Source organism: Leptolyngbya sp. UWPOB_LEPTO1, assembly GCF_017302695.1.
In the GTDB taxonomy this organism is placed as follows: domain Bacteria; phylum Cyanobacteriota; class Cyanobacteriia; order Leptolyngbyales; family Leptolyngbyaceae; genus Leptolyngbya; species Leptolyngbya boryana.
On record NZ_JAFLCJ010000038.1, the window covers coordinates 1 to 23,688 of the forward strand.

A 23,688-nucleotide genomic window follows, 5' to 3' on the forward strand; every position below is an offset into this window, starting at 1 on the left:
TCAGCGGTTACGGAGTCATCTTCATAAGCTGCAAAAGTTACCTGCAAGAGTCAGAAGCTACTTTCAGCATCCCAAGATTGCCTACGCAGCTTAGTACAATGCACTCTCAATCATTGCCGGGTTAATAGGAACTATGTTGCCGCAGGTCTGAATTATTGCTTAGTAATAAGAGGTGTTATTTCAGGCTTCTTGTACCCTTCTATTTCTTCTGGAGAATCAATCAATGCTGAACATGAACATTAGTCGCTCTATTCTGATTTCTGGTTTGTTGATTGGCGCAAGTGTTCTTTTTGGATCTTCTGCAAAGGCAGATACTACAGGAACGGTTCCGCTCAGCGGCACTGTCAACCCAACGCTCGCTCTCACGGCAACCCCTAACGGTACTGCGTCAGCTCTGCCACTTGATGGTGCTGCTGCTGGTGCAGAACAAATTCAGAAAGTTGCGGGTCTGAACGTTGAAACCAATAATACTTTGGGCTATACGCTCACCGTTTCTTCTGGAAATTTGGCAGAACCTAAAGGTGACACAATTGCTTATCAAGTTGTAGTTAAGGACACCGCCACGGCAGCAGTGAGTGGTGACTTCCAAGTTGCTTCGGGAACGGATTACACTTATGCTACTACTGCAGCGAATGCAGCAGTAGATGGCAATCGCGATCTCTATATTCGCTATACTCCGAGAGCGTTGCAAAATCCAGGAGCCTATACCTCAACCATCAATCTCTCGGTCAAAGACAACTAATCACACTTCATTCTCACTTTAAGGTGTTTGACAGTTCTTTTGGGTTAGAAATAGTTCTACCTCTAACCCAAAAGATGACTGCTCTGTGAATGCTCTTTGTCAATTTTTTGGGTTAACTGTAGCAGAAGGTGAAATTCTTGAGCTTCTATCTTCTGCTTTTCCGTGAACTTGAGAATTGGCAATTCTGCTTGAAGGTTAAAAATGATGAAACTTCGTGTGGTTTCTTTATCTGTGACTGATTCTCGGTATTCGACCTGCAAGCGCAAACATATCGCTTGATACAGCCCCAGTACCGTTTGCAACAGACTTACAGCTTAATACGGATGGACGAATATCAACACGCGTCGCCAAAGTTGCACAGTGATCAATCGAAACCAGCAATCCTAAAGGAACTACGCTCATCATCAATTCAGATCATTTGATACGCCCCAACTTTACTGCTAGAACCAGAGCAGTACAAGCCTGACTTAAAGATTTTTGTGACGGAGAACTAACACTATGAAGTTATACTATCGACTAATTCTATTCCCATTTCTATACTTGCTGTCAAGTGCATTGCCATCGGTTGCATTTCAATTACACCCAATGTCTAAAACTTTTGCTCCAGCAGGCACTCAAGCAACGCAATCTTATGAAATTATAAATGATGGTAAAGAGAAAGTAGCTATTGAAATGTCAGTTGTTACTCGCCAAATGGAGCTAAATGGCGCAGAAACCTATCAAGATGCAAATCAGGATTTTTTGATTTACCCACCGCAAATTTTACTGAAGCCTGGTGAAGTTCAGGCCGTACAGGTAACTTGGCTAGGCAATCCTCAACCGAAGGAAGAATTAGCTTATCGCTTAGTTGCAAAGCAACTTCCGATCGACTTAACTAGTCCTAGCCAAGACGTTGCTAAACCTGTAGGACAACTGCGTGTGCTGATGAGCTATATGGGATCTCTATATATTCGACCAACGAATACTAAACCGAATGTCGTTCTACAGAGTATTGCTCTTCAGAAAAATGCAAAAGGAACATCTGAGATAGTCCTAATGTTAAAGAATGAGGGAACAGCTAGAGCAGCCCTAAGAAAATTCAACCTTTCTCTGAAATTTCAATCTGGAACGGTTGTTGAGCTTCATCCAGAGCAATTGAAAGAAATTAACAATCAAGTCATTCTAGCCGGACATACTCGTCGTTTTGTAATTTCCTTGCCGAAAGAGCTTCCCAATGAGCCAATTACAGCTTCTTTTGATTTCGCAAAAGAGGAGTAATCTCAGTCAGGACTGTGATGGTCGATAAGCCGCATCTTTGACCATAACAGTTCTTTAGCTCATTTAGCTCATTGATATAGAACAGCAAGAAGCCAGGCTTCCTGAAATGCCCTCTGTTAGAAAATTTCTAATGCACGTTGGAGAAGCTTTTTGATTTAGAACTAGTGCGAAGATCGTATTTAGGAAAGCTATGCTCAAGTCGATATATCTCAGATTACCGCTTGCATTACCTCTCGTATTTGTATTGCCGGCTTATAGTATAGATTCTCCTACTTACTCGGAGCATTACGATCGTCAGACCAAAACTGCGATTGAACAGAACGGCTCTCCATCTCAGTCTTCTGTTTTATCTCACACTAGTAGCCTAAAACATAGCTCTGGAGATATTCGTCAATTCGATTCAAATCGACAACCAGTCGGACAAGCTTTGATTAAGAGTCAGTCGAATTCTAATCAAGCCGTTGCCCAATCCTCTTTACCAGATGACTCAGATGCAGTGTTTGAGCGCGTTTTTGGAAAACCTCGCAATACTCAATCCCGCCAGATTGTTGTTCCACTCATCATTGATCAACAACGACAGGGTCAAATTTTAGTCCTTACGAATGCTAACACTCAGCAAATTCGACTACAGGCTAAAGAACTTTTAGAAAAGCTAGCAGATATCATTCGTCCTGATTTGATTACACGGCTTCAAAATCAGATTGAGCATAACGAGACTCTCACGCTCTCGGCACTGAAAAACAGTGAACTTGAAGCCGAGTTTGACACTTACAAACTCGAACTCAGAATTCAAGTTCCTGCCGCTGCTCGCCGCACTAATGTCTCCCAAGCAAACCCGATGCCTCCTGAAGCTGCCAATGCCGTGCGACCAAGCCGGGTGAGCGCCTATCTTAATCTTCTTGGTGGGCAGGACTTTGCATGGTCAGGCAATGTGGTAGGGCGGCAACCTCTTCAATTAAATTGGGAGGGAGCATTGAATGTGAATGGTTGGGTTTTGGAAGGCGGCGTCGATTTCAGAGAAGGACAAGAGTCCGCCTGGATGAGACGAGATGTGAGACTGGTGCGCGATGATCCGAGTAAGGCACTACGCTATATTGCAGGAGATGTAGCGATGCCAGCGAGAGGCTATCAAACAAACCTGCCGATGTTGGGAGTCACGATCGCTCGCAACTTTTCGCTTCAACCCTATCGCCAGACGCGCCCTCTGAATCAGTTTGAATTTTTTCTAGAAAGACCATCCAGGGTCGAGGTGCTGATCAACGATCGTCCTACTAAAATTCTTCGATTGCCAGCCGGACAACAAGATATCCGAGATTTGCCTCTGAATGCAGGGATTAATGATGTCCAGCTCATTATTACTGACGATGTCGGGCGAGTTCAGCGTCTTAGCTTTCCTGCGGCAGTTGCAGCTGATTTGTTAGCTCCAGGATTGCAGCAATTTGCATATGGTCTAGGGTTTATTACGCATGAGCAGAATGGTGCGCGAACCTATGATTGGAATCAACCTACACTGACTGCTTCTCATCGCTGGGGCATTCTGAATACGCTAACTTTTGGAGGGTATCTACAAGCAAATTCTGCTCGTCAGATTGTTGGAGTTGAGGGCATTTGGGCAAGTGGCATGGGGAACTGGGCTTGGAATATTGCAGCAAGCCATGATGCGAAATTGGGAGCGGATATTGCAGCAAGATTACAATATGACTTTACACGGATTGGGAGCGATAACCCTAACCAAAGAACTGTACGGTTTGCTTTGGAATATCGTGGAGCAAATTTTCGACAGCTAGAGCGCTCCCTAAATATTGGCTCGAATCCAGAGCCTGTTCTCGATTTTGCCGCTTATTATAGTCAGAAATTGTTTAGTAACATTAATACAACTTTGGGCGGTCGCTATCAAATTGGGCGAGGAGACACTCCCGATGCTTATCGCATTGAACTCGGATTTTCCAGAGCGTTCAGCAATGGACTCAATCTCAATTTGAACCTTAGTCATCAGCGCGATCGTAATGGACAAAACGAACAGCGTGCGTATGTCAGTCTCCTCTGGCTCTTGCCACTTCGAGGTCAGTCCCTCATGGCAACGACAAATTTCAGTAACCGAGGTGCTGCGAATCGAGAGCTGACTTGGAATTTTGATGGGGGAAATTTAGGTAACGATTGGAATGGGGCTTTGGCACTGGCGACAAACTCTGGTGTGCAAAAAGCAACCGGGCGTTTAACTTATAACGGATATCGGGCGAATGTAGGGCTTTCCCATGATGGCTGGATGGCTCAAGATGGCTCAAGCACAATCAACCACGTCAGTCGATTAACCTTTGGAACTGCATTAGTATTCGCGGATGGACAATTTGGTTGGTCACGTCCGATCGATAACAGTTTTGCACTCGTTGTTCGTCAGGGAAATTTGAAGGGGCGAACGATCGGGATTAATCCAACCAGCATAGGTCATATGGCTCGTGCAGATGCCCTTGGTGCAGCGGTTGTTCCTGCCCTTACGCCCTATCAAGTCTCAACCCTCAGAATTGACCCGCTCAATATCCCATTAGGCTTTGAAATCGGTCGTCCTCATTACGCTTTACTGCCAACCTACCGAAGTGGAACACTGATCCGTGTGGGAACTGACGCAACAGTCTTTTTACGAGGAGTTCTCAGCACTGATCAAGGTGAGCCCATTTCGTTGCAAAGTGGTGAAGTGGTATCCCTTTCTGATCCAAAATGGCAGCCAATCACCATTTTTACCAATCAGGTTGGGCGGTTTGCTTTAAGCGGATTTAAGCCTGGAAAATATGAAATACGGCTTGGGAATTCATTCAGTCCGGTTCAATTTGACGTTCCGCGCGATCAATCTGGTATTTATGACATTGGACAGATGAAACTCTTGCGATCGAGAACTCCAAGAGAAATTGAGCGCGCCAAAGTTGAGTGAGATCGGCAAAATCAATCTGTGCGATCGATTATTTTAAGGCAGCGATCGCGGCTCGATAGAGCGATCGCAGATCAATTCCATCCTCTGGATACTGCACGATGCTGATATTCATCGTGATCTCTTGATTTCTACCCTTGAACGGTAGTTGATTCAAAGTGCTCAAAATGTAGTTGAGTCGATTCAATCCTGCCTCACGAGGAATGCCATAAATTCCAATCATGAATTGCCCTTTGCCCGTGTGAGCGACGATATCTTCAGGTTTTAACTGATGCTGCAACTGGTCAGTAATCTGTTGAACGACCGTATCAAGGTTATCGTACTGAGTTTGATTCTTTAGGTTCAGCAACGCAAAACATAAGGGATGCTGTAGCCGTTTTGCCAGATGAATCAGCTTCTCGAGAATGAGATCCGCTTGAGATTTCGTTAGGCATGAGCAGGAGCATTGCCATTGCTTTGAGACGTAATACTCTGGATTGAGCCGATACCCCAAACCGTAAACCGTTTCGATTAAATCAGCAGCTCCTACGCCTCGTAATTTATTGCGTAGACCTTTGATATGAGCTTTAATCGTGTCTTCTCGAGGGGTATCATCTTCGTATGACCAGACTCGATCTAAAATTTCGCTACGACTGTAGACTTTCTGCCCATTGCGGAGCATCAGTTCAAGAATGGTGTATTCTCTCGGCGTGACTGGGATAAGCGTATCGGCGTATTTCACCTGAAATGTGCTGGGATCAAGCTGTAAATTCCCCCAACTTAAAATGGGCGGGCTTTTCGCCCCTCCTCGCCGCAGTAGCGCGCGAATTCGAGCAGATAATTCATGAATACTAACTGGCTTGACCAGATAATCATCTGCTCCAGAATCCAGCCCTAAGATTTGATCCTCACTGGTGCTTTTCGCGGTGAGCATTAAAACCGGAGTTTGGTTACCGTTGACTCGCATCAGGCGGCATAGGCTCACTCCATCCAGCTTAGGCAAAGAAATGTCCATTAGAACTAAGTCATAGCCGGACGACTGCACGAAATCCCAGCCTTGTTGCCCGTCGATCGCTAACTCGACGGTATACCGCTGATCCTCAAGTGCATCGATTAATTGTTCAGCCAAGGGCTGATTGTCCTCAACAAATAGAATTTTCATGTCAATCGTTATACATCTTAGACGCTTAGAGGTAACATTTTTTTTGCTCAATTGATCGCGTGGAAACGCTTTAACCGTGTCTTGTCAAGATTTATTCGCCTTTTTCACTTCCGAACAAGTTACCGCACTAGTTAACAGAAATGCACAGCTAGAGAAAGAATTGCACCATAGTCAAGCGAAATTGTCTGAATACGAAAATTTATTCAGACAATTTGATCGAAACTTTCAGAGCGTGTTCTGGTTAGTAGAACAAGAAACACGGGAAATTTTATTCATCAGTTCAGCGTTTGAGACAATTTGGCAAAGACCCCGAACCAGCGCGATGAAAGATATGGCATCTCTTTGGCAGAGTACCATTCTGCCTGAAGACTGGACACACGTTGAAGCAATCTACGCAGCGTTGCCTAAGAACAACTTTGAGGTAACCTACCGAATTCGACGACCCGATGGCTCAATTCGTTGGATTCGCGATCGTGGGTTCCCCGTCTACAACAATCAAGGTGAAGCGTATCGCATTGCTGGCACTGGAGAGGATATTACAGAACAGAAACAAGCTGAAGTCCTGCTGCAACTGATGAATCAAGACCTAGAACGCCGAGTTCAGGAGCGGACAAATGAACTGGAACATTCTCAATATCAGCTGCGACAGCGTGAATTAGAATTTCGAACGCTCGTCGAACACTCTCCCGATATCATCACGCGTCGGGATCGGTCGTTGAGGTTCCTGTATGTTAACCCTGCGATCGAAAAGCTAGGTCTGCCATGTTCAGCTTATATTGGCAAAACGTTGGAAGAAATTGGAGTCGCTTCTGAGGAGTGCCGCCGATGTCACACTGCTGCACGTCAGGCTATGGAGTCAGGAAAGCCTCAAATCTCGTACTCGAAAGCGACTTCAGCAACTGGAGTCGCGTATTTTCAAACTCTACTCGTTCCTGAATTTGATCAAGCGGGAAGTGTGAGTTCGGTTCTGACAGTGATGCGAGATGTCTCGAGTTTGAAGCAGGCAGAAGAGGCAGTGCGGCGAAATGAAGAACGATTTCGTCGCGTGTTTGAAGATAGCCCATTAGGAATGGGAATTGCCACCATGAGTGGGCATTTTCTCATGGTGAATGAACGGCTCTGCCAGATTGTGGGGTACTCCTGCGCTGAATTGCTGCCTCTAACGTTTTGGGATATTACTCATCCAGAAGACTATTACAAGGAGTTTGAGATACTCCAACAGGCGATGCAGACGGATGAAAAAATTATGAGCTTGGAAAAACGGTTTATTCGTAAAGACAAGCAGGTTATTTGGGTACGGATTACGGTGTCATTAGTTCACAATGAAGCGGGTGAACTTCTCCATCAAATTGGAATGATTGAGGATATCAGCGATCGTAAACAGGCTGAAGTAGAGCTCAGAGCATCTCTACAAGACAAAGAAATCCTCTTAAAGGAAATCCATCATCGTGTCAAAAACAATCTACAGACCGTATCGAGTTTGCTGAATTTGCAAGCAAGCTATATTGAGGACGCAGAAATTCTAGCGCCGTTTACCGAAAGCCAAAATCGTGTCGAGGCAATGGCACTGCTTCACGAAAGGCTATATCAATCCGACAGTTTAGCAAAAGTCAACTTTTCAGACTATATTCGCAAGCTCTCTCTCAATTTAATTCAATCGTATGAATTTAGAGATCGTTCTGTTGGCTTAGAATTTGATGTCGCTGATATTGAGATGGAGATTGACACGGCAATCCCTTGTGGATTGATTGTGAATGAGCTTGTCTCTAATGCACTAAAACATGCATTTCCTCAGGGTCGAACTGGCAAGATTCGGGTGAGCTTGACGCACACAGATGCACGCTGTATTCTGTCTATCGCCGACAATGGTATTGGCATTCCTGAAGACGTGACTTTCTACAACACTGATTCATTGGGGTTACAGCTTGTGAGTGGATTTGCAAACAAACTACAGGGAGAAGTTAATCTCGATCGCTCAGAAGGGAGTAAAGTCACAATCAGCTTCAAAATTCCTCAGTCACCATAAAACAGAATTTGCTGAACTGTTGTCACGAGTTGAAGAATTCCGAATCATTTCAAGATTTATAGCGCTCGATCGAGTTTAATCAACCAAACTGTCACATCTTACTAGATATGAAACGAGCTCATGATCGGCTAATGTCTGGTGGAATGGGTCTAGCCCTTCTGCTGCTCTTAGGAGCAGGCATTGCGTCGCTTCGCAGCATTGAAAACCTAGTTGACGCTCAACAATGGGTTATACACACAGACCAGGTCATCAATAAGCTGGATCGCCTATTTAGCGACGTGCGGTTTGTCGAAGGAAGTAGACGTGCATACGTGATTACTCGACAATCCACTTATCTAGATTTGTACTATGGCGCGATTCGGAAGACGCAGCAGCAGCTAATAGAGCTTCGTGAATTGACCCAAGATAATTTCAGCCAACAGCAGCGGATTAATGAAATTGACATTTTAGTTGCTGCTCGATTAGAGATTGTCAGACAATCGATCGAGGATTTCGATAAAGATCCTTCTGATAGTCAAAGACAAATCGAACTGACAAATCAAGGTTGGAAAGCACAGCAAAAAGTTCAGAAGAAACTTGACGAATTGAAAGCTATAGAATTCGATTTGATGCAGCAAAGGATTAAGGCCACCAGGGAAAATGTCGTTTTAAGTACTCGTCTTGCTGTAATGGGCTACCTGATTAGCCTGGGGTTACTGCTTTGCCTGTATTGGCTCTTTAGACGAACGAAGACTGAACTGACTGAGCGAGTCAAGCGACGAACAGCTGAACTTGCTGATGTCAATCAGTCACTTCAAGAATCAAAATTACAGCTAGAAGCGAAAGTCGAAGCGCGAACGTTAGAATTGAATGCTCTCAATTGCGAACTTCAGCGATCGAATCAAGAATTGGAGCGATTTGCTTATATCGCCTCTCACGATCTGCGCGAACCGCTCCGAGCCATTATTAGCTACAGCCAACTGCTTGAAATGGACTACCGGGACAAGCTCGATGACACAGCTGATCAATATTTAAGCTATATCATTGGTGGCGGGCAACATATGCAGGCGCTCATCAAAGATTTGCTCACGTACTCACGAACGGGAACAAGCAATCTTAAAAGAACTTTAGTCAACTGCAATGCAGTCGTGCAGCAAGCCTTAGTCAATTTACAAGTTGCGATCGCAGAAAGTCATGCAGAGATTGAATTGGACTCTCTCCCAACGATCAATGTAGATCAAACTCAACTCATGCAGCTTTTCCAAAATCTGATTGCGAATGCCATCAAGTTTCAAAGAGAACAGTCCCCCAAAATTTATATTGGAAGTCGTTCTACCCAACTGCAAGAGCAAGAAACTGAACACCTCTTCTTTGTAAGAGATAACGGGATCGGGATTAAACATAAATATCTCGATCGTATCTTTGAAGTATTTAGAAGGTTACACCCTCGAAGTGACTTTCCTGGGACAGGTATCGGCTTAGCAATTTGCAAGCGAGTTGTTGAAGCACATGGGGGAAAGATATGGGCAGAGTCTGAGCTAGGTTCTGGCACAACATTCTACTTTACTCTCATTTCTAAAGCTTGATATGGATACTCAGCTTGACCCAGGCGTTACCGTTCTGCTAGTCGAAGATACGCCAAGTGATGCTTATCTCATGATGAGAGGCATCAGTCAAAGTCAAATGACTGCTCAACTTCACTGGGTAGAAACCGGAGAAGCAGCCCTTCAATTTCTACGTCAGAGAGCAGAAATTGTCGATAAAAATCACCCTAGATTGGTATTGCTTGACCTCAATTTACCTGGTATGTCTGGTCAAGAAGTTCTAACTTACATTAAAGCTGATTCCAGTTTGAAGCATATTCCTGTGATCATTTTCACTACTTCTTCAGATCCACGAGACATTCTAAAAGCCTATCAATTGCAAGCCAATTGCTATGTTATCAAGCCGATCGAGGCGCAAGAATTTATTCACGCAACTCAGCAACTTCTCAATTTCTGGCTGGCGATTGCTTGTCTTCCTGGTCTTTAAGGTAAGATCTATCTCGACGAACTTGCTCTTTCTGCCAATTCAATCATAAAGTCGATAGAAATTCCCGCATTCCTGAATGTGGGAACCACCCGAACTTTGAATAGCAAAGAAGTTGCTTTAGCGCATAATCGTCATATAAATTAAAGGGGTAGGAGCGACTTTCAAGCATTGCTATGGACGAACAGTCTACACAGATATTACTGGTAGAGGATAATTTAGCAGATGCTGAATTAATACGGCGGCTCTTTGCACGGGTCGGACAACGAAACTGGCAGATGGTACACGTTGAAACCTTAGCAGAGGGGATCGAGGTCTGCTATGAATTTACCGAACTCATGAAGGGCAATCGCAGTTTTGATGTTGTATTGCTGGATTTAAGTCTTCCTGATGCAGAAGGATTAGAAGCAATTCAAGCGTTTCAATCTGCATTGCCAGAAATTCCAATCGTTGTCTTAACAGGTTTAGGAGATGAAGATCTTGCCTCACAAGCCATAAGGGCAGGAGCGCAAAATTATTTAGTGAAAGATGAAACAACAATCCAGCAATTGATGAGAGCCATTCTATCTGCACGCAACCGCACTGATGTCAATCCACGATATCGAGATTCTCATGATTAGTACGGAGTGTATTGCTTAAAAATGACAAAAATCTACGTATAAAAATAAGTCCTAAACTCGGAAGATTTGAGGTTTCTATTTTTATACACTAAGAGGTATGAATAAGAAAGCCCTCCAATCATCAAAAAGCTTGTCTGACTCTGAAAAAGAGTTGATCGAGCTGAAATCTCGTTTCATCTCAATGGCGTCTCATCAATTGCGAACGCCCCTTGCTGTGATTGCCTCTTCAGCAGGAATACTGAATGATTTTGGCGAACAGCTCGATGAGCAGAAACGTCGCAAGCATTTGCAGCGTATTCAAACTTATGTAAGACATACCACCCAACTCTTGGACGACATCTTGCTGCTCAATAAGGCAGAAACTGGGCATTTAGCTTTTCAGCCTGAGTCTCTATTGCTGCTCAAATTTTTTCAAGCGCTCATTGACGAGATGCAACTTAGCACGTCAAATCATACGATTCAGGGTTTAGTTCTGGCTGAGAGTAAAATTCAGTCCCTAGAACAAAGCGGTCAGCTTTATTTAGATAGAAAACTACTCCGACAAATTTTTGTGAATCTGATTTCAAACTCGATTCAGTATTCGCCTGAACAAACTACAGTCAAATTCAGTTTGACGATTCAGCAGCAGGACCTTGTTTTCGCGATCGAAGACCAAGGAATTGGAATTGATACCAGTGAGCAAGCGCAAGTCTTTCAGCCATTCTATCGAGGAAAAAATGTTGGCACAATTCCAGGAACGGGACTAGGGCTTGCGATCGTGCAAAAATGTGTAGAACTTCATCAAGGTAAAATCTCTGTTATGAGCGAGCCAAATGTAGGAACACTGTTCACAGTTGTTATTCCAATAACACTATCTGAACAATCCTAGCCACGTAAATTTATGAAGACGATATTGGTGATTGAGGATGAAACCCAAATTCGAGATAATATTGCTGAAATTCTAGAATTGGCTGAATTTGATGTAATTACCGCCGCAGATGGACATATAGGGCTAGAGCTTGCGAAGTCTCATCGCCCAGACTTGATTATCTGCGATGTTATGATGCCAGAATTAGATGGCTTTGGTGTCTTAGAAAATCTACGCCAAAGCCCTTACACAGCAACAATTCCTTTAATCTTTCTTACTGCTAGAGTTGAGCGAAGTGACCAACGGCAGGGGATGAATCTAGGCGCAGATGACTATCTCACTAAGCCGTTTGAACCTGATGAGCTATTAACGACGATCGAGAGCCGTCTCAAACGACAAGAAACTGTTGCGGAGCGGGTTACCAGGGAGCAACGGAAAACTCGAAAGCTAAGATATAACCTACAGCAGCATCAACAAAAGCTAGAAGTTACCCAGAAGCAAGAAGAGATCAACGCAGAACTGCTGCATAAGCTCATTCAAAATTTGCGGGATCCCGTTTCCAATATCAACCTAGCGATTCAGATGATGGAAACTGTTGATCCTCAAACCGCTATAGATCGCTATCTCAAGATTTTAAAGGTGGAATGCGATCGCGAAGTCAAACTTTTAGACGAAATTGAGCAGTTACAAGCTCTATTAACCCCTGAAACAACGCGATTGCTTCAACAGTACAAGCTCATTAGCCCCTGATATGAAGAAGATTTTAGTGATTGAAGACGAACCACAAGTTCGCGAAAACATCCAAGAGATTCTAACTCTCTCAAATTTCGATGCCGTCACTGCCCCGGACGGAGCATCAGGCTTACAGATTGCCCAGCACGATATGCCGGACTTGATTATCTGCGATATTATGATGCCCGAGATGGACGGATATCATGTATTAGAAGGATTGCGTCTTTATCAAGCCACTGCAACGATTCCACTGATCTTCTTAACTGCAAAAAGCGACTACTCAAGCCTGCGTCAAGGAATGGAAGGTGGGGCGAATGATTATCTGACAAAGCCCTTTGAACCAGACGAACTGCTCCGAGTCATTCATACACAACTCGATAAGCAAGAGCGAGTTCAGCAGCAGACTCAAGCTCAATTAGGAGAGTTGTCTCAGAGTATTACACTGTCTCTCCCTCACGAGCTAAATACGCCTCTCAATGGCATTATCGGGATGTGTGAACTATTAATTTTTGATCCTGAAACAGAACCAGAAGAGACTTTTGAGATTGCTCAAGCGATCAAAAGCTCAGCCCTGCGTTTACACCGACTCACTCAAAATTTTCTTCTACACGCAGAACTAGAACTTCTTAAACACCATCCAGCAAAACTTCAAAGCTGGCAAAACTGTCCCCCTATCTCTGCCAAACCAATCATTTCTCAAGTTGCGTATGAGAAAGCCCATCAAGTGGAGCGCATCCGTGATTTAGGCATTGAAATACGGGAGGTCAAATTAGCGATTTCCGAAGCTCATTTACGGAAGCTGATCGAAGAATTAATCGATAACGCTTTCAAATTTTCGCCAATGGGAACGCCCGTCTGGGTACGAGGTGATACTGATACAGATGGTTTCCATCTTGAAGTGACTGATATGGGTCGCGGTATGACACCAGAGCAGATTCGCAATTTGAGAGCTTACATGCAGTTTGACCGGAGAGTTCACGAGCAGCAAGGTGCAGGACTAGGACTGACGATCGCGAGGCAACTTGCTGAAGTGTACGGGGGGCAACTGACTATCGAGAGTACCCCTGGGCAGCGCACCTGTATTCACCTAATCTTACCGAACGCAGGTTGACCATACTAGCATTTGAGCCAATGATCTTCTCGAAATCTTCACGCTCTTAGAATATAACCGACGTAATTGCTTACATTCGCTTTAGTTAGTTCCTGTGAATATGTTAGATACTCAAAAGCCAAAGCCCTATACAATTCTGATCATTGACGATCATCAGCAAGATCGGGCTTTGTATCGTGCTTTTTTGAAGCAAGATCTACAGTATTCCTATCACATCATTGAAGCAGGGGCTCACTCTCAGCCTTCTATTCTACTCCAGCAAGGATTTCCAGATGTCATTTTACTAAGCGTTTCCTCAAGCTATTTGAAAAATGTTTTGGAGATTTTAAGCTATCTGAAGCTTCATGAGCAGCGAATGAATATTCCAGTCATTCTGCTCACTGATCAAGAAGATTTAGCTTTAGTTTCTGAGGCAATGCAACATGGAGCTTATGATTGCTTAGGAAAAGCAACGCTTAATCCAGCCACTCTATGTCGAGCAGTTCAAAACGTCATTGAGCGCTCTCGACTCGTACGACAACTTGAACAGAGTCGGGATGAACAGCGACTGATCTGGGATATTGCATCTCGAATTCGGCGCTCTCTGAACTTAGAAGAAGTGCTACAAGCAGTTGTCAACGAAGTTCGTCAGCTGCTTAAAGCAGATCGGGTTGTCGTGTTTCGATTTGCCCCCGATATGAGTGGAAAAATTGCAGCAGAATCGGTCTTACCAGAATGGGCATCTACTCTTAATGTAGAAATCGATGATACTTGTTTTCAGGCCAACTTCGGCGGCCCATATCAACAAGGGCAGAAAAAAGCTATCACCAATATCTACACAGCAGGATTAGACCCCTGTCACATCCAAATGCTTGAACAATTTCAGGTTCAAGCGAATCTTGTAGTTCCTATTTTACTATTTGAGGGAATAAACCCTGATTCATCCAAAGTTGGGCAAGAAAATGCTCAACTTTGGGGGTTGCTGATTGCTCATCAATGCTCTGCGCCTCGGCAATGGCAGAACTCGGAGCTAGACTTATTGGATCAGCTTGCAGGGCAGATTTCGATCGCAATCCAGCAAGCAACTGCTTTAGAGCGAGCTCAGACTGAGATTGCTGAGCGTCAACGAGCTGAGGAAGAAATTCAACGATCTCGAAATTTCCTACAGGCAATGATTGATTATCTACCTGTAGCAATCTGCGTTAAAGAGACAAAAGCAGAAAGCTTTGGAGCATTTAAGCTATGGAACCGTGCAAGTGAACAGTTGTTTGGATTTGCTGCTCGTGATGTTTTAGAGAAAACTGATTATGATCTCTTTCCAAAGCTGCAAGCCAACCATTTCCGAGAAAAAGACCAAGAAGCAATTATTCAAGGCGTTGCTGTCAGTACTCCTGAAGAATTAGTAAATTGTCAAAATTTAGGGCAACGCCTACTGCGTACAATCAGAATTCCAGTTCAGGGTGAAAGCAATGAACCAGAATATTTGCTCTGTATTGCTGAAGATATTACTGAGCGTCAAAGAGCACAAGTTGCACTCAAAAAACGTGAACAGCTGTTAACAGCACTCGTCAAAATTCAACAAGAGCTACTCGATCTTGAACAAGATGAGGACGTTTACAGTAAAGTTCTAGAATTGTTAGGATCAGCATCAGGTGCAACCTGTATTTCGATCCATGAAAAACGGAAAGAGAAGGGCCCGATTACACAAGTCTATCAAAGAGCAACATGGCAGTCTGACAGCAATCAGATTGAATGGAATACGGCACTGACTGACGAAAGTTTCGACGAAACTTCCGTTCGAGTGTTTCCACCTCGATGGATGAAAACTCTGGAATCTGGAGAAATTATTGCGGGTTGCCTACATACTTTTTCGCGCTCTGAGCAAGCCTTTCTTGCGCCTCAGAATGTAGCTGCAATTCTAATCATTCCTTTAATGATAGAGGGTGATTTCTTTGGTTTTATAAGATTCGATCAGCATCAAGAAACTATTTTCTGGGAAACACTAGAAATCGATTTCATACGAGCTGCTGTTGTTGCTATCTCATTAGCATTAGAGCAAAAACGCGCCACGGTGGCACTTGGTAGGAGCCAGCGACGATATGCAGCATTAGCAGCAGCAGCTCCCGTTGGGATATTTCGTACTAATGCAAAAGGGCATTGTCTCTATGTCAACGATCGCTACTGCGAAATTGCTGGGATAGACACTCAAGATGCTCTAGGCATTGGATGGAGCCGTGTAATACACGAGGGTGACCGTCATCGGGTTTTGGCGGCATGGAACAGATCGATGAATCAGCAAGTGCCATTTTCGGCTGAGTGTCGTTTTCAGAGGGAAGATGGAATTGTCTGGGTATGGAGTCAGGTCGTTCCAGAGCGGGACAAGCAAGGCAATGTTATCGGTTACATTGGTACAATTGGAGATATCACGAACCGTAAAAATGCTGAGCAGGCGCTTCAGCGCTTGAATTTGGAGTTAGAACAGCATGTTGAGCAACGGACTGTAGAATTGACCCAAACGAATCAACAACTGATTGAAGAAATTACAGAGCATCAAAAAACAGAAGCAGCGCTGAGTCTTCGAGTCGAGCGATTGAATAAGTTATACCATCTCGTCATTGCTATCAATCGAGCACCAACAATTGAAAAGATCTATACAGCTGCTCTGAATGGAATGTGCCATATTCTCAAAACAAGTTGTGTTGCTGTTTTGGTTCCAGATGCTTGCGGTATCCCTCGATATCAAGCCTCTCTTGGGATTAGCGAGGAGTATAAAAAGGTAGTTGAGAGCTATCTCGCAACTTCTAACAAGCAGATTGATTCTAAAACGGTAATTATTGCTGATTCGCAAGAGGAAGCGGGCGTTGAATCCTTGGATTTAATGCGTGAAGCTGAGGGAATCAAAGCCAGTGCATCTTTTCCAATTCGTTATCAAGGGAGGCATTTAGGCAAAATAGTAATTTACTACGATGCTCCTCATCAGTTCACCGCTGAAGAAATTAAACTTGCAAAGACGATTACGACGTATGTCGCGACTGCAATCACTCGCAAGCAAGGCGAAGAGGTACTTCAGCAAACCAATAATCAACTAGCAGTCATCAATTCAGAGTTAGCTCGGGCTACTCGTCTGAAAGATGAGTTTTTGGCAAACATGAGTCATGAGCTCCGCACTCCACTCAATGCAATCCTAGGGATGTCAGATGGATTACTGGATGAAATGTACGGGTTGTTAAACGATCAACAAAAGAAATCCATTTCGATTATTGAGCGAAGTGGCAAACATCTCCTTGACTTGATCAACGACATTCTTGACCTTGCTAAAATAGAGTCAGGTAAGATAGAATTGCAGATTACTTCTGTTTCTGTGAAGAGCTTATGTGAATCAAGTCTCAGTTTTATTCGGCAAATGGCACTTGCGAAAGGTATCCAAGTTGCAACCGAAATTCCTGAAACTGCTGGAAGCGTTTTGGTCGACGATCGCAGATTCCGCCAAGCACTCATCAACCTGCTCAGTAATGCAGTTAAATTCACAGATGCAGGAGGGCGCATTGTCTTAGAAGTCCAACCTGATCTCAAGTCGCAAAGTATCTATTTCAGTGTGACTGATACTGGAATAGGAATTGCGCCAGAGAATATTGAAAAGCTCTTTCAGTCTTTTGTTCAGATCGATAGTGATTTAGATCGAAAGTATGCTGGAACTGGCTTAGGGTTAGCCTTAGTTCGACAGATTGTTGAACTTCATCATGGCGAAATCACAGTTGAGAGCCAAGTGGGTCAAGGAAGCCAGTTCAGAATTCGTCTTCCCTATTCAATCCCTGAAAGCAATACGCTTCTGCCTGAGATAGAGCGATTCCCGCTCTATTGCGCTGATGACATCACTTCTATCGTTTCCTCTGACCCACCCCTTATTTTGCTAGCTGAAGACAATGAAGAGAATACGATCGTGTTTTCAGATTATCTATCGAGCCAGGGCTATCAACTCATGGTTGCTAAAGATGGCTTACAAGCGGTTCAACTGGCCAAGGCCTGTACGCCGAATCTCATTCTGATGGATATTCAGATGCCTAGGATGGATGGGCTTACTGCTATCCAGCATATTCGCCAAGATTTCACGCTTTCTGAGGTTCCAATCATCGCTCTGACCGCATTGGCAATGCCTGGAGATCGAGAGCGGTGTATTGCCATCGGCGCAACTCAATATATGGCTAAACCAGTCAAACTACGAGAACTGGTTCAAGCTGTTCAGCAACTTGTTAGAAATTAAGGCTGTATTGTGATTCAACCAACTGTCTCTATTTTAGTCGTCGATGACGAACCGAATAATCTTGAAGTCATCAAAATTTTGCTGCACAAAGATGCTTACGAATTAATTTACGCATCCAATGGGTTTGAAGCATTAGCAAAGCTTGAAGTGCATCAGCCCGATCTGATTTTGTTAGATGTCATGATGCCAGATTTGAGTGGACTTGAAGTCTGTCGCCGAATCAAAAGCCAGCCTGCTTTGAAACATATTCCCATCATTATGGTAACTGCCCTCGGTTCAAAAGAGAACCTATCTCAGTGCTTAGAATTGGGGGCTGATGATTTTGTCGCGAAACCAATTAACGGCTTAGAATTACGAGCACGGTTAAAATCAATGCTGCGACTCAAACAGCAATATGATGCACTTCAAGACATGCTCAAACTTCGTGAAGACATGTCAAATATGATTGTTCACGATTTGCGAAATCCAATCACCAACATCTTCTTGGCCTGTCGCATTATGAAGCTTCACGGACTAACTGAGAGGCAGCAGCAGAAACTCAAGCAAATTGAATATTCAGGACGACGGTTAGAAGAGATGGTCGATAGTTTGCTCATCATGGCAAAAATGGATGCAAGTGTGCTGTCACTGAAGCTTGACGAGATTGATATCTGTGAACTTGCACAGAATGCGATCGCTGATTTTCAAGAGATCGCAGAGCAACAGAATATCAATATCGTTTGGGACTTTTCTGAAACAACGGGTAAGCTTTTGGCAGATGCAACTTTAATGCGTCGGGTGTTAGATAATTTGATGTCTAATGCATTAAAGTTCTCCTTGCCTAACACCCAGGTGGTTCTAAAAATAGATTCGCCTGTAGGTTGTCGAGTTCGGATTCAAATTCAGGATCAAGGACGAGGAGTCAGTGAAGAAGTTCAACAACGATTGTTTGAGAAATTTGAAATCGGGGAGGTGCTCAATTCTGTATCTCAGACGGGTCTGGGCTTAGCATTTTGTAAACTTGTAGTCGAGGCTCATCATGGACAGATTTCAGTTGAGCCCAATCAACCCCGTGGATCAATCTTTACGATCGAGCTATAGCCGATAGTTGCTTCAGGATACTTCCTTCAGGATGCTTGCGAGTGGACAATCCGGCTCGCTGTGCAGCAGTAAATTAACACCGGCGACGCTGCCCAATCTAATTGAAGTTACTCACACTGATTGAGTCTGTTGTCTGTTCCTAAACTGTACCAACTTTGTTCTGCCGTCGATGCTAGCGTCCGGTCTGTTGTCGTACGATACCATTCGTGCGCTCTAATCGTTGTGTTTTGTCTCTGTCAATATGATGCTGAAGTTCGGGCTGCAAGCCTCACTCATCGCTGCCCCAGTCATCACTATTGAACGGTTTGCCATCTGTTTCCTCCTTCAGTATTAAACACGAGCTGTTCAATCCTCCGTTGTTCTGAGCAGTATGGCAGTTTTTTTTGCAATATGAACGATGATTGCTTCCATCAATGGACATTACCTATAAAGGAAGCAAGTCCATCTACCGTAACTAGAATACGAACTCTAGAAGCCGCTCCTCCAGTTTCAATGCATAGCGGTTGATTGATCAGATTGGGGCTGGGGAAAAATCAGAGATGCTTTAAGAGGCATCTGAGAACTTCTTCGCCCTCAGCAGTTTTTGCCATCTGATTGCGTGGTCAGATGTGGCAATTTAAAGCAGTTCTAGATCGAGTGAATGCGTTTGGATCAGTGGCATCTCCAAACGCAGATGATCTTCTTTTGGTTGTCTAGGTGCTCGACAGCAAACGCACCGGATCTGTTTCCCTCCACTGTTATGTCGTTTGGCTTCACAATAATTCAGTTGTGCAAAAAAAACCTGAGTCATTTCGCTAAACTTTTTTTGCTAATAGATTCATCTGTTTTACGGTTACTTTGAAAGTCCTGCTCTGCGTATTGCTTACTAATTCAACCGTAGTATTCTATGTATGCCAAATATCTTGAAAGCTTTGAAAAAGCGTTCTTTTTCTACAATCTCTTGGCGTTTTTTCAGGCTTATTCTATGCAGAATCCGTAGAACCACATAGACGAATTTCAGACATACTGAGTAACTCTACTGAAATAATTAGGAATTAAAGCCTATTAGTCTTACGGAATTTGACGCGATTTTCTTGCAAAAAGTTTTAAGCAGCATTACATATGCCGCTTAAAAGGGCGGGAATCGTAGCACAATATTGTGGCAAATAATATTGTGCAGCACAATATTGTGTTGTGGCAAATAATTGAAGAGATCGCGCTTTAACTCTCTACGTACTATATGCAGACTCAAATGGATACAATTCTTGTCATCGATAACGAAGCCGCTACCCGTGATGTCATTTTGGAAATCTTAACGCTAGGAAACTTTAATGCGATTACGGCTGGATCAGGACAGCAAGGGATTCATCTTGCCCAACAGCATCTACCTAGTCTCATTTTATGTGACATTATGATGCCAGATTTAGACGGGTATGAAGTATTGTGTGCTATACGTCAGGAGCCAAGTACAGCAAGTATTCCATTCGTTTTTCTTACAGCTCGATCGCTCCGCTCAGACCAGCGTCAGGGAATGGAGTTGGGAGCAGATGATTACCTAACAAAGCCATTCACAGGTGCTGAGCTACTTAGCACCGTAACGGCGCAATTGGATAAGCGCGCCAAGATTCAGCATCAGGCTGTTGAGCAGTCCTCTCAAATATCTGCCCTACAGCAGCAAGTAAAAGAACTTTATATGCTTTCAGAGCATAAAGAAAAGCTTCTTGAAAATCTATCACAAGGGTTGCGTGCTCCGCTTGCGAATATACAAATGGCATTAAAAATGCTGGAGGGATGTTCTAGTGAACAACGCGATCGCTATTTAGAGATTTTGAAAAATGAATGCTCGCGCGAAATCGTTTTAGTTAATCAAGTCACTGAGCTCCGAGAGCTTTTGACCTCTGAAAACGTGCGGTTGTTAAAGACGCTGGATTTACTGAAGTAAAGAGACTATTTCACTAGAGGTAGAGAGGATGTTCAAGTCGGACATCACGTTTTTTACCTAGGTTCTAACTTTTTTTTGAAAACTAACAAGATATATGTATAATTCTATGTCATAGCTATCTTGCGGTGGCAGCGAGTTAGTTCTATGTCCCTCTACGCTCTGAGTTAACGTCGTTTTGGTATCGAGCGATCCAGTGATGCGTGATGGCGCTTTGGTATTTTTACAGCAGAGCAAGTTGGTTGATTAAATTTTGCAGACTCTATGGTGAGGTGATGTCAGTTCAGTTAATTCTGGCATCTCTCCTTTACGCCTGCTGACAACAGAGAGCTTAGACGTATGAGTGTAGGAAACATTCTGATTGTTGAAGATGAAAATATTATTGCTTTGGATATCAAGCGTACTCTGACAAGGGCAGGGTATACCATTGTTGGAATTGCTATCTGCGCGGATGAAGCGATTCAGCAAGCAGAACAATCTCAACCCGATTTAGTGTTGATGGACATCTCGATCTCCCTCGATCGAGATGGGATTGAGACGGCGACTCAATTGCATGAGTTGTATCAAATTCCCATTATTTATCTGACCGCTCATGCTGATGAAAGAACTTTGAGCCGTGCGAAAGCAACACCAACTTTTGGTTATGTTCACAAACCCTTCAATCGGCAAGAGCTAACAACAATGATCGAGATTGCCATCTCCAAGCACAAAGCTGAGCAAGCGATCCGTCAAGCCCTCAAGGAACAACAGGAACTCAGTGAACTGAAGTCGAGATTTATCTCGATCGTATCGCACGAGGTTCGGAATCCTCTCAATATCGTTCTAGTTTCCGCGGAACTTCTAGAACACTATATTGAACTTGCAAGAACTGATAAACAGCAACTCTGTCTTCAACGGATACGAGAGTCAGTACGACAAATCAATGATTTAGTGACCGATGTTCTTGCCCTAGGCGAGGCTGAATCAACCGATCTCCATTGTCAGCCTGAATCCATCGATCTTGTGCAGTTTTGCAGTACCACACTGGAAGTTGCAAGGTTTCAAGCGAACGATCGCTATACCATTACTCTCTCGCTAAGAGAGCAAAATGGCAGGGCAGTCTCAATCGAGACTCCGCCGTCTATTCAGGTCTATCTCGATACCAAACTGCTGCGCCCAGTGCTTGCCAACCTCCTATCAAACGCGATTAAATACTCTCCCCCAGGAAGCGCGATTCAGATTTCCTGTATCTATAGCGAGAAAGAGGTTGTTTTTCAGATTCAGGATCAAGGAATTGGAATTCCCATTTCAGATCAATCTCGATTGTTCACATCATTCTACCGAGCCAGTAACGTGAGAACAATCTCTGGTACTGGATTAGGATTGTCGATCGTCAAACAGTATGTTGAACTCCATGGTGGGCAAATTACATTACAAAGCGCGATCGGTGAAGGAACAACCGTGACAGTCACCATTCCACTGATTGAAACCAGTTCGATGCAATAGTTTTACCCGTAATTTCGGTTGAATTTCACACTTATGAACTCTGATCAAACAGCATTAATTCTGATCGGTTATCAGAATGATTACTTTTCATCCCGTGGTGTTTTACATAACGTGATCGAAGAGTCAGCTAGACTCAACAATGTTTTGAACAATACTGTAGCTCTCTTAAACGCGATCGCCTCGACTTCAATCTTAAGGGTAGCAACCCCTATTTTCTTTACTTCAAACTATGAAGAGCTCATAGAACCTGTTGGAATTTTGAAAACCATTCAGGAGGTTGGCGCATTCCGGTGTGGAACCTTTGGCGCAGAGATGAGTGCGGAGCTTCAACCCTTTGCGGAGAGCATCCTGCAAATTCCTGGAAAGCAGGGATTTAACGCTTTTGCAAAGACCAATCTTGATTTTCTATTCAAGAAAAAAGGGATTACTAATCTAATTTTAGCTGGAGCAGTCACGTCGATCTGTATCGATTCAACTGGGCGACATGCTCATGAGCGTGGATACCACGTTACGGTGCTTTCTGATTGCACCTCAGCCCGCACGATGTTTGAACAGCAGTTTTACTGTGAAAACATCTTTCCATTGTATGCAGACGTGATGACTCACATTGAGCTTCTCCAGCAGTTGGGTTGTTAGCACTTTCTGAAGTATTATTAAGATCTGAGAGTTTTAATCGTCATCCTGCTGTAAAGCGTTATCTTAATTTTGGCTAGCAGTAGAATAAATAAGATCTGTAACCTACTGCCCCGTCAAACTCCTGGAATTCTCTGCAGCAAGTCTTAACCTAAATGAATTAGGTTCTATCAGCCCTCGAAACGTCCACCTCGTTGTCCCGCTTGTGACTGATCCAGACGATGAACATCAACGCTCAAGAGACAGCACTACTATTGATTGGCTTCCAGAAAGATTATTTTGCCCCTTCTGGAGTTTTACGTGATGTGGTGGAAGACTCTAGCCAACTTGCTGATTTAGTTTCCAATACAGTGAATCTGCTTCAGCATCTAGAACACTCTTCAGTCTCTACGATTGCGACTCCTATCTTCTTTACTTCAGACTATGAAGAACTCGTGGAACCCATTGGTATCCTCAAAAAGATTAAAGAAGTGAGAGCATTTCAGATGGGAAATTCTGGCTCTGCAATGATTGAGGAGCTTCAGCCTTTTCGCGATCGCATCTTAGTCGTTCCGGGAAGGCGAGGCTTTAATGCTTTCATTGATACTGACTTACATCAAATTTGCCAGGACAGAGGAATTAAAAACATTGCTCTAACCGGTGCAATTGCCTCAGTTTGTATTGATTCAACTGGGCGCTATGCCCAAGAACAAAACTATTGCGTCACGATTCTCTCTGATTGCATTTCTGCTCGTACTTCATTCGAGCATGAGTTTTACTTCAAGAACATCTTTCCCCTTTATGCCGAAGTGATGACATCTCACCAATTTCTTGCAGCTCTGAATCGTGATGCTGCAATGCGCTAACAAAATTTAACTCTGTAGTTAAAGCATCAGGCTGTGATTCGGTGATCTAGGCCTGACAGTTTCCGATGTCAAGAATCCATT

General features: G+C 43.7%; 17 protein-coding genes. 16 read left to right on the forward strand and 1 reads right to left on the reverse strand.

Going from position 1 to position 23,688, the window contains the following annotated elements; genetic code table 11:
• The first annotated feature begins 223 nt into the window (after positions 1-223).
• The 3 genes from J0L70_RS29880 to J0L70_RS29890 all read left to right on the forward strand — a co-directional run bounded on the left by J0L70_RS29880 (position 224) and on the right by J0L70_RS29890 (position 4,925).
• Complete coding sequence (locus J0L70_RS29880) at positions 224-742, forward strand: hypothetical protein (protein WP_287456992.1); 519 nt, start codon at positions 224-226, stop codon at positions 740-742.
• Between the two features lie 585 nt (positions 743-1,327).
• On the forward strand, positions 1,328-1,999 hold the full coding sequence (locus tag J0L70_RS29885) for a fimbria/pilus periplasmic chaperone (RefSeq protein ID WP_287456994.1): 672 nt from the start codon (positions 1,328-1,330) through the stop codon (positions 1,997-1,999).
• Between the two features lie 190 nt (positions 2,000-2,189).
• A complete protein-coding gene (locus J0L70_RS29890) occupies positions 2,190-4,925 on the forward strand; it encodes a fimbria/pilus outer membrane usher protein (protein WP_287456995.1) in 2,736 nt (911 codons plus the stop codon).
• Positions 4,926-4,953: 28 nt separating this feature from the next.
• On the opposite strand, the gene J0L70_RS29895 is transcribed toward J0L70_RS29890, so the two are convergent.
• Positions 4,954-6,063: a response regulator gene (locus J0L70_RS29895; RefSeq protein ID WP_287456996.1), complete on the reverse strand. Its 1,110-nt coding sequence runs from the start codon at positions 6,061-6,063 to the stop codon at positions 4,954-4,956.
• Positions 6,064-6,295: 232 nt separating this feature from the next.
• On the opposite strand from J0L70_RS29895, the gene J0L70_RS29900 reads away from it, so the two are divergent.
• The 13 genes from J0L70_RS29900 (at position 6,296) to J0L70_RS29960 (ending at position 23,607) form a co-directional block, all read left to right on the forward strand.
• Positions 6,296-8,089 (forward strand): PAS domain S-box protein, encoded by a 1,794-nt coding sequence (locus tag J0L70_RS29900; RefSeq protein WP_287456997.1) that lies wholly within the window; start codon positions 6,296-6,298, stop codon positions 8,087-8,089.
• 107 nt (positions 8,090-8,196) lie between these two features.
• Positions 8,197-9,654 (forward strand): sensor histidine kinase, encoded by a 1,458-nt coding sequence (locus J0L70_RS29905; RefSeq protein ID WP_287456998.1) that lies wholly within the window; start codon positions 8,197-8,199, stop codon positions 9,652-9,654.
• A gap of 1 nt (position 9,655) precedes the next feature.
• Positions 9,656-10,099 carry a response regulator gene (locus J0L70_RS29910; RefSeq protein WP_287456999.1) on the forward strand — a complete coding sequence of 148 codons (444 nt, stop codon included), beginning with the start codon at positions 9,656-9,658 and terminating at the stop codon, positions 10,097-10,099.
• 173 nt (positions 10,100-10,272) lie between these two features.
• Positions 10,273-10,716, forward strand: coding sequence for a response regulator (locus tag J0L70_RS29915; protein WP_287457000.1), 444 nt, complete (start codon positions 10,273-10,275; stop codon positions 10,714-10,716).
• A 97-nt stretch (positions 10,717-10,813) separates the two neighbouring features.
• Positions 10,814-11,584: a sensor histidine kinase gene (locus tag J0L70_RS29920; RefSeq protein ID WP_287457001.1), complete on the forward strand. Its 771-nt coding sequence runs from the start codon at positions 10,814-10,816 to the stop codon at positions 11,582-11,584.
• A gap of 12 nt (positions 11,585-11,596) precedes the next feature.
• The gene (locus tag J0L70_RS29925) at positions 11,597-12,313 is read left to right on the forward strand and encodes a response regulator transcription factor (RefSeq protein ID WP_287457002.1); all 717 of its coding nucleotides are present in this window, start codon (positions 11,597-11,599) and stop codon (positions 12,311-12,313) included.
• Position 12,314: 1 nt separating this feature from the next.
• On the forward strand, positions 12,315-13,406 hold the full coding sequence (locus J0L70_RS29930; protein WP_287457003.1) for a hybrid sensor histidine kinase/response regulator: 1,092 nt from the start codon (positions 12,315-12,317) through the stop codon (positions 13,404-13,406).
• A gap of 100 nt (positions 13,407-13,506) precedes the next feature.
• Entirely contained in the window at positions 13,507-17,646 is a 4,140-nt protein-coding gene (locus tag J0L70_RS29935) for a GAF domain-containing protein (RefSeq protein ID WP_287457004.1), read from the forward strand.
• A gap of 9 nt (positions 17,647-17,655) precedes the next feature.
• A complete protein-coding gene (locus J0L70_RS29940; protein ID WP_287457005.1) occupies positions 17,656-18,726 on the forward strand; it encodes a hybrid sensor histidine kinase/response regulator in 1,071 nt (356 codons plus the stop codon).
• 1,231 nt (positions 18,727-19,957) lie between these two features.
• Positions 19,958-20,647, forward strand: coding sequence for an ATP-binding response regulator (locus J0L70_RS29945; RefSeq protein ID WP_287457006.1), 690 nt, complete (start codon positions 19,958-19,960; stop codon positions 20,645-20,647).
• A gap of 336 nt (positions 20,648-20,983) precedes the next feature.
• Positions 20,984-22,129 (forward strand): hybrid sensor histidine kinase/response regulator, encoded by a 1,146-nt coding sequence (locus J0L70_RS29950; protein WP_287457008.1) that lies wholly within the window; start codon positions 20,984-20,986, stop codon positions 22,127-22,129.
• Positions 22,130-22,162: 33 nt separating this feature from the next.
• On the forward strand, positions 22,163-22,765 hold the full coding sequence (locus J0L70_RS29955; protein WP_287457009.1) for a cysteine hydrolase family protein: 603 nt from the start codon (positions 22,163-22,165) through the stop codon (positions 22,763-22,765).
• A 218-nt stretch (positions 22,766-22,983) separates the two neighbouring features.
• Positions 22,984-23,607 carry a cysteine hydrolase family protein gene (locus J0L70_RS29960; protein ID WP_287457010.1) on the forward strand — a complete coding sequence of 208 codons (624 nt, stop codon included), beginning with the start codon at positions 22,984-22,986 and terminating at the stop codon, positions 23,605-23,607.
• Positions 23,608-23,688 lie beyond the last annotated feature (81 nt).

Bases quoted from the DNA above. Each gene is read 5' to 3' on its own strand.
- J0L70_RS29950 (WP_287457008.1), top strand. From the start codon at position 20,984: ATGAGTGTAGGAAACATTCTGATTGTTGAAGATGAAAATATTATTGCT.
- J0L70_RS29895 (WP_287456996.1), bottom strand. From the start codon at position 6,063: ATGAAAATTCTATTTGTTGAGGACAATCAGCCCTTGGCTGAACAATTA.
- J0L70_RS29905 (WP_287456998.1), top strand. From the start codon at position 8,197: ATGAAACGAGCTCATGATCGGCTAATGTCTGGTGGAATGGGTCTAGCC.
- J0L70_RS29930 (WP_287457003.1), top strand. From the start codon at position 12,315: ATGAAGAAGATTTTAGTGATTGAAGACGAACCACAAGTTCGCGAAAAC.
- J0L70_RS29955 (WP_287457009.1), top strand. From the start codon at position 22,163: ATGAACTCTGATCAAACAGCATTAATTCTGATCGGTTATCAGAATGAT.
- J0L70_RS29945 (WP_287457006.1), top strand. From the start codon at position 19,958: ATGGATACAATTCTTGTCATCGATAACGAAGCCGCTACCCGTGATGTC.
- J0L70_RS29925 (WP_287457002.1), top strand. From the start codon at position 11,597: ATGAAGACGATATTGGTGATTGAGGATGAAACCCAAATTCGAGATAAT.
- J0L70_RS29920 (WP_287457001.1), top strand. From the start codon at position 10,814: ATGAATAAGAAAGCCCTCCAATCATCAAAAAGCTTGTCTGACTCTGAA.
- J0L70_RS29960 (WP_287457010.1), top strand. From the start codon at position 22,984: ATGAACATCAACGCTCAAGAGACAGCACTACTATTGATTGGCTTCCAG.
- J0L70_RS29910 (WP_287456999.1), top strand. From the start codon at position 9,656: ATGGATACTCAGCTTGACCCAGGCGTTACCGTTCTGCTAGTCGAAGAT.
- J0L70_RS29885 (WP_287456994.1), top strand. From the start codon at position 1,328: ATGTCTAAAACTTTTGCTCCAGCAGGCACTCAAGCAACGCAATCTTAT.
- J0L70_RS29935 (WP_287457004.1), top strand. From the start codon at position 13,507: ATGTTAGATACTCAAAAGCCAAAGCCCTATACAATTCTGATCATTGAC.
- J0L70_RS29915 (WP_287457000.1), top strand. From the start codon at position 10,273: ATGGACGAACAGTCTACACAGATATTACTGGTAGAGGATAATTTAGCA.
- J0L70_RS29890 (WP_287456995.1), top strand. From the start codon at position 2,190: ATGCTCAAGTCGATATATCTCAGATTACCGCTTGCATTACCTCTCGTA.
- J0L70_RS29880 (WP_287456992.1), top strand. From the start codon at position 224: ATGCTGAACATGAACATTAGTCGCTCTATTCTGATTTCTGGTTTGTTG.